Source organism: Ruminococcus sp. 1001136sp1_2201st1_G3_2201SCRN_220225 (assembly GCF_040924365.1).
GTDB lineage: Bacteria > Bacillota > Clostridia > Lachnospirales > Lachnospiraceae > Blautia_A > Blautia_A faecis.
The window spans coordinates 1-6,458 of the sequence record NZ_JBCOME010000098.1; the positions used below are offsets into that span (position 1 = coordinate 1).

Annotated in this window: 4 protein-coding genes; all 4 read right to left on the reverse strand. The window is 37.1% G+C overall.

Annotation, left to right across the window (positions count from 1 at the left end; translation table 11 throughout):
- A partial coding sequence (locus AB5642_RS19315) for a carboxylesterase/lipase family protein (protein ID WP_368371886.1) occupies window positions 1–1,514 on the reverse strand: 1,514 nt, incomplete at its 3' end.
- A gap of 90 nt (window positions 1,515–1,604) precedes the next feature.
- The gene (locus AB5642_RS19320) at window positions 1,605–3,140 is read right to left on the reverse strand and encodes a response regulator (RefSeq protein WP_173719693.1); all 1,536 of its coding nucleotides are present in this window, start codon (window positions 3,138–3,140) and stop codon (window positions 1,605–1,607) included.
- 2 nt (window positions 3,141–3,142) lie between these two features.
- Window positions 3,143–4,921, reverse strand: a complete 1,779-nt coding sequence (locus AB5642_RS19325) for a sensor histidine kinase (protein ID WP_173719694.1) — start codon at window positions 4,919–4,921, stop codon at window positions 3,143–3,145.
- A gap of 2 nt (window positions 4,922–4,923) precedes the next feature.
- Window positions 4,924–6,195, reverse strand: a complete 1,272-nt coding sequence (locus tag AB5642_RS19330) for an ABC transporter substrate-binding protein (protein WP_195478443.1) — start codon at window positions 6,193–6,195, stop codon at window positions 4,924–4,926.
- Window positions 6,196–6,458 lie beyond the last annotated feature (263 nt).

The window sequence follows — 6,458 nt, forward strand, 5'->3', positions numbered from 1 at the left end:
TCTCCATTTGGATCTCCGGTTTTGATAAAGTTTGACCAATACTGATTCATTTTTTCTGCTAATTCATAGTCCCAATCTCTCCACTGTCTTACCTCCGGAACACCCTCACGCAGAGAATTAAATGCATACCACAGTTCACTTGTATGCCATGCCCACTGGCTTGCCCAGCCTCTGTCTGTTCCTAAATCTGACATGCTCTCAGGTGTACACTGGCTGAATAAGTATGTGTAGTTTACTGCTTTTCCATCCGTTCTTTCTGACATCATCTTTCCGTATACTCGATTAGCCATAAGATTTCTGCTAACGTATGAACCAAGACCATAGGTTCCTAACTGACGGCTGACCATAGCTGCTGTATTGTCATCTACTTTTACCAGATTTTCAAAATCGTATTCATCATACAAGTCACCAAGAAGTTCTTTGTATTGTGCATAGAAATCATCTGCTGTGGATACCTTCGGATAGCTTCCCTCTCCCATATTCGTTCCGGACATAACAGAAATATCATCAAACACTCCATCATTAATGGCATCCTTAGTGCTTTCATAGGTGACATACAAACCATCCAGATTCATGCCTCCCGGATAATTGGAACTGGTATTGTCAATCAGCTTTTCAGCATCTATATTTCTCAGATCCTCAAGTGTTGCGTTCTCATCGAGTCCCAGATCTCCCAGATATGCAGTTCCTCTTTCTTCGGCACTTTCCTGAGTCTGGAATGGCCAATCGTAATTTAAACCACTCTGCAGGATCAATCTATCTACTTCTACATCCATTTTAGGAGAAGCAACCATAGCCACTGCTTTTGAAGTACCTCCGGACTGTCCGCCAACCGTGATATTCTCAGGGTCTCCGCCAAAGTTCGCAATATTTTCTTTGATCCATTCCAATGCTTTGATCTGGTCCATCAGACCATAGTTTCCGCTCTGGCCCTGTTCCTCGCTAAGCTGCGGCAATGACAGATAACCAAAGACGCCAAGACGCTGTTCCACTGTTACCACAACGATTCCGTTCTTTGCAAAAGCTTCTCCGTTTCCTTCCGGCTCAAAGGTATAGCAGCTATTCAGTCCACCTCCATGGAACCACACATATACCGGTTTCTTTTCTGTAGAGGAAAGTGAATCTTCTGTTGTCATTACATTCAGATACAGACAGTCTTCACTCATTTTAGGAACTCCATCGTAATAAATATCCGTTTTATATGGTTCCACCTCTGCTCCGCCCAATACCTGCATCGGGATATCTTTGTAAGTGTCGCACACAAGTACATCATCCCATTTTTCCGGGTCTACCGGTGGTTTCCAACGCAAATCATCAACCGGTGGTGCTGCATAGGGAATTCCACGAAACTCCACAACTTCCTGATAATTTTCATCCGTACTGTTGATTCCCTGCACTTTTCCGTACACTGTTTCAACAACGTTCTTTTCATTTTCCTCTGCATATACATGAACACTTCCCAAAAGTGTGGAGCAAGTAAGTAATGCAGCTAATACGATCATCCTTTTCTTCATTTAAACAGAGCCTCCTTTTTTGATAAATTCATTTTTTGATATCTTCATTTTAAGGCTCCCAAAAGAAAAATCCTATAAATTATTTTCTTTTTAAATATCACTATTTTGCTTTGCTTTTTTTCTTTCCAGAATGCGATATTCTGAAGGCGTCATGCCGCAGGATTTTCGAAAAATCTGAGTAAAATAGGAAGCATCATTATAGCCTGTAAAGGTAGCTATATCCGTAATGTCAAAGTCTGTATTTTTCAAAAATTCTATTGCCTTTTTCAAGCGAAGTTCTGTCAGATACTTGGAAAATGTCAATCCTGTTTTATTTTTAAATGTTCTGCTAAGGTGGCCCACACTTACAAAATATTTATGTTCTGCAAGCTCATTTAATGTAATATCATCTGCATAGTGATTTTCAAGATAACTTAAAATATTTTCTATCAGAAGTTCATTTTCATTTTCCTCGCTTTTCTCACAGACTTCTTTCAAAATCATAAGCAAATGCTCTTTCAGCTCATCCGCTGTATGGAATTGATACAGATCGATTTTAAAATCAAACAGGAAATATCCCCCTTCTCCAGAGGGCACCTGACATCCGTTGTAATAGTTTTTTCTGAGGACAGAAAAAAGCTGTATGATTGCATTATAAAGGCTGTAAATGTTTGCATGCTCTCTTATACATTTGGCAAATAGTTTGTCTATGATCTTTTCTGCCTCACGAATGCGTCCAAATTCTATAAACCTACTGAATATTTCCAAAGTATCCTTTTCCAGTAATTCCGTAATTTCCAGTTCTTCCTTCCAGAAAAACAGATTTTCATTTATTAAAATACGGTTATTGATTGCGTAAATACACTCTCTGTACGCCTTTTCAACTTCCGCTCTTTCTTTATGGATCCCACTGATTCCAAACCAGGAATTTGGGTCTATACTATTTTTTAACTGTAAAAAATCAGCTTCTCCAATACATGTTTTGAAATTCATTTTCTCATTGCAGAAAAAGAGCAATATGCATTCGCCTTTATTTTTAAAATACCAGCTTTGTACACCTGCAGTAGTTCTTTTATTTTGCAAATAGTTTTTTATCTTCTGATATCCTGAATGTGAAACTTCTCCCTTCACCATAAAAAACCAGCAATGAACATTCCAAAGATCAGCAGGCATCAGATCATCAAACAATTTTTCGTTTTGTATCAATTGTGCAAAATCCAGATTCTCAACAACCCCTTTTAATTTATTCATATTTTCCAGGTTATCAGACTGTGTTTTTTCAGCAAGAATATTCTTTATTGACTTAAGTAATTCTGATTCATTGATCGGTTTGGTCAAATAATCCTTTACCTGATAGCGCAACGCATTTCTTGCATATTGGAAATCTTCATATCCGGTTTCTATTACTACCGAGCATTTCGGCATATGTTCCTGCACATATTTTGCCAGTTCCAGGCCATCTGTATTTGGCATCCGGATATCTGTAATGATAATATCCGCCTCATTCTCCTGAAGAAATTCTATCACTTCTTCCCCGTCTTCAAAATCTCCATTCACTGAAATCGGCAGTTCTGATTTTTCAAGCATCATAACAAGTGCTTTTCTCGCATAATATTCATCATCTGCAACTAAAATTTTAAAATTCATTTTCACACCTCTTCTCGCAATACCGGGAAACAAACTTTCACACAAGTGTATTCCCCTTGATTACTTTCAACTGAAATTCCAAATTCTTCTCCATAATAGTTTTTAATCCTCTGGTGCACATTTATAAGTCCGATTCCAGAGGAACTATGATTCACGCCCTGCTGCAAGTCCTTCTTCAGCTCCTGGTGTAACCTCTGCAGCATTTCATCGCCTATTCCATTCCCATTATCGCAAATACTGATCTCAGCTATATGATCGGAAGTGATTTTTCCTGTCACTTCTATCCGTCCTCTTCTTTTGCATGGAATAACACCATGTTCCATTGCATTTTCCATCAATGGCTGCAATATAAACTTTAACATTTCGCAAGTCAGCATATCCTCTTCTACGTTGTATATTACATCAAATTTTCCCGGAAAACGTATGGACTGTATTTTTACGTAGCACTGAAGATTCTCAAGCTCCTTTTTCAGCTGCACAATATTTCCCCCTTTTACGTTATAATGGAAAATATGGGACAGACATTCTGAAATTTCCGATATTTCATCAATCCCATTTAGTTTCGCCAATGCACTGACAATATTTAATGTGTTATATAAAAAATGAGGATTGATCTGGTATTGCAGCATTTGCAGCTCTGTCTTTTTCTGGCTTATTTCGTTCTTGTATGCCAGAATAATATTCTCTTCAATACGGGATACAAGATCGTTATAGCCACTTACCATTGTGGAAATTTCCCTTGGTACATTCTCTTCTAATTGAATGTGCTGTGGCTTTTGCTTTTTGTGTAAGGTTACCTGATCTAAAGCATCTGAAAATTCAGAGATAGGTTTTGTAATACGACTGATCAGCAGCATTCCACCCATCAGTAAAAAAACGAAAACCAGCAAAGCCCAAAAACAAAAGAGCATAATATTCTTCATACTTTTGAATACAAAGCTTTTTTGCTGCATGCATTGAACCAGATACCAGTCCAAATCATCGACTTTAACAACATATGCATTCCAGGCAGAACCATCTGCTTTCAGTATTCCCTGATGATCTGAATTTTCATAAATCTTCTTCACATCCTCAAGAAGAAAATTGTTTTCTTCTTCAGAAGAATAAATGATTCCATTTTTGTTAAAAAGGCAGCATTCAATTTCATCGTTTGAAAACACAGAAAAACTTTTTTCTATTTCTTCAAAATCCAAATCAATATAAATAGTAGCAAGCTTTTCATCCGATTCCACCGGATACATAGCATATGCAATTGTCAATAATTTATAAGGAAGCAGATTTATTTCGCCTTCATATATGTCTGTAATGTATTCTTCACTTTTATGACCGACTTTCGAATAGACAATATGGTCTTGTGCCTGTTCAATCTGTGTCAGCGAATCTTCCACAAAGTTACCATAAACATTTCCATTTTGGGTTAAAATCGCAGCACGTAAAATATAAGGATTAATTCCACAGATATCTTCCAGAATACCATTTACATATTCTTTGGACGAAAGTTGTTTTTTTAAAGATTGTTTTTCATAATCATTTCGAAGATCTGTCATGATACCTTTATCAATTAAAGGTAAATATTTCAAATAATCCAGATTCTTCGTTATGGTCTCAATCTCCATCTCCCACTGACTGTTCATTCCGTGCAGATAAGACCAGTTATTTTTTTCGGCCTCTCTTACATCAATGAAAAAAGAAGCACAAATTATGATTAAGGAAAATAGGAAACTGCATGCTAACCCAATAAAAAGCTGCCACCATACAGGTAATCTTGCAATTTTCTTCATCCTCAGTCTCCTTTCTGCTGAATCAAAAGATCATTCAATTCTTTCAAAAATGATTTTTCTGTATCCCTTTGAGGGGAACTGATAAAGTTCTGAAATAAAGCATTTATCGCATCCGATTTTTCGGTCTCGTAAGCAAATTCCTCCAGAAAAAACTCACCGCTTCTGATACTATCTGTAAATGCCTTCGCATAACTGTCTTCTACATCTACAGATTTTATACAGGAATATGCCCCCGCTTTGTCTGCATAATATTCACTGACATTCTTTGAAAAAACATAATCCAGGAATTGTTCGACTGCTTCTAAATGCTTACAGGAAGCGGAAACCCCCAGTGTTGCATCTATTTTCACCACAACCTTTGCCTGGTTTTCGTGATATGCAGGAAACGGCATAAACAACAGATCTATATCGGGATTGATTTTTTTTATCATAGGATACGCCCAGTTTCCCTGAAAAAACATATAGGCTTCCCCATTTGCAAATTTTTTCACAGCTTCGTCATATCCTGTATTTACGGTCTGTTTCTGTCCGTATTTTCTTATTTCCAAAAATTTTCTGGTAGAATCAAGCGCGATAGAATCTTCATATAAGAAAGCATCACCATTCAACACGTTCTGAAAAAAATCGTCCTGGCTTCCCCTTGAGGACATGTCAATCGCATCCCACCCCTGATGAATCGTCCAGCTGTCTTTATCTGCAAAAATGATCGGAAGCTTTCCTGCTTTTTTTATCTGCTGCATCGTATCAATAAGCTCCGCATATGTAGAAGGAATCTGATATCCTTCCTCTTCCAACAGCTTTTTGTTATAAAATATCCCTCTGTAATTCACAGACAATGGAAGTACATAAGTGCCACCAAGAATCTTTAACTTTTCCAGAAAGTGTTCATTTACGCAATGAGTTGCGGAAAAAGTATCCAATGCCCGCAAATATCCACCCTTTACATATTTTCCCAGTTCATCTTTCTGCATTCCGATAAATTCAACAATATCCGGAAATTCTCCCTGAACCGCCCGTATTTGTAACTCCTGATCCGGATTTGGTACTGCCATATGTTCTACATATATCTCATCCTGTGATTCATTAAAATCTGCAATGATTTTTTCAAAAATATGTCTTGTTTCTCTCTTAGATGTAAGAAATACCAGTTTTTCCTTTTCTTTTTTTTCACTGTGAATTTGCTGCTTTTCATCCGCTTCTCTGATATATAACAGACAACAGCTTGCCATGGCGCAAACAGCAATTAATAAAAACATCTTCAGATTTTTTTTCATAAGAACTCTCTTTTCATATTGAATATATGAAAGTCAGCTGTTCCGCGCCTATGGCGCTCCCACAGCTGCTATCCAGGACTTTCATAGTAAATATAGTACAACCAATCAAATTGTTTTTCAATCGGATTTCCCAAACAAGCAAAAAAGTAATAGTGACTGATTCAAAAACTTATAGCACTGGCAGACCTGTTTTTTTATAATAAAGTCACTTGTTTCGAAGGAGGAGATTTCAAAAATGAAGAAAAAAATTTTAACGATTCTTT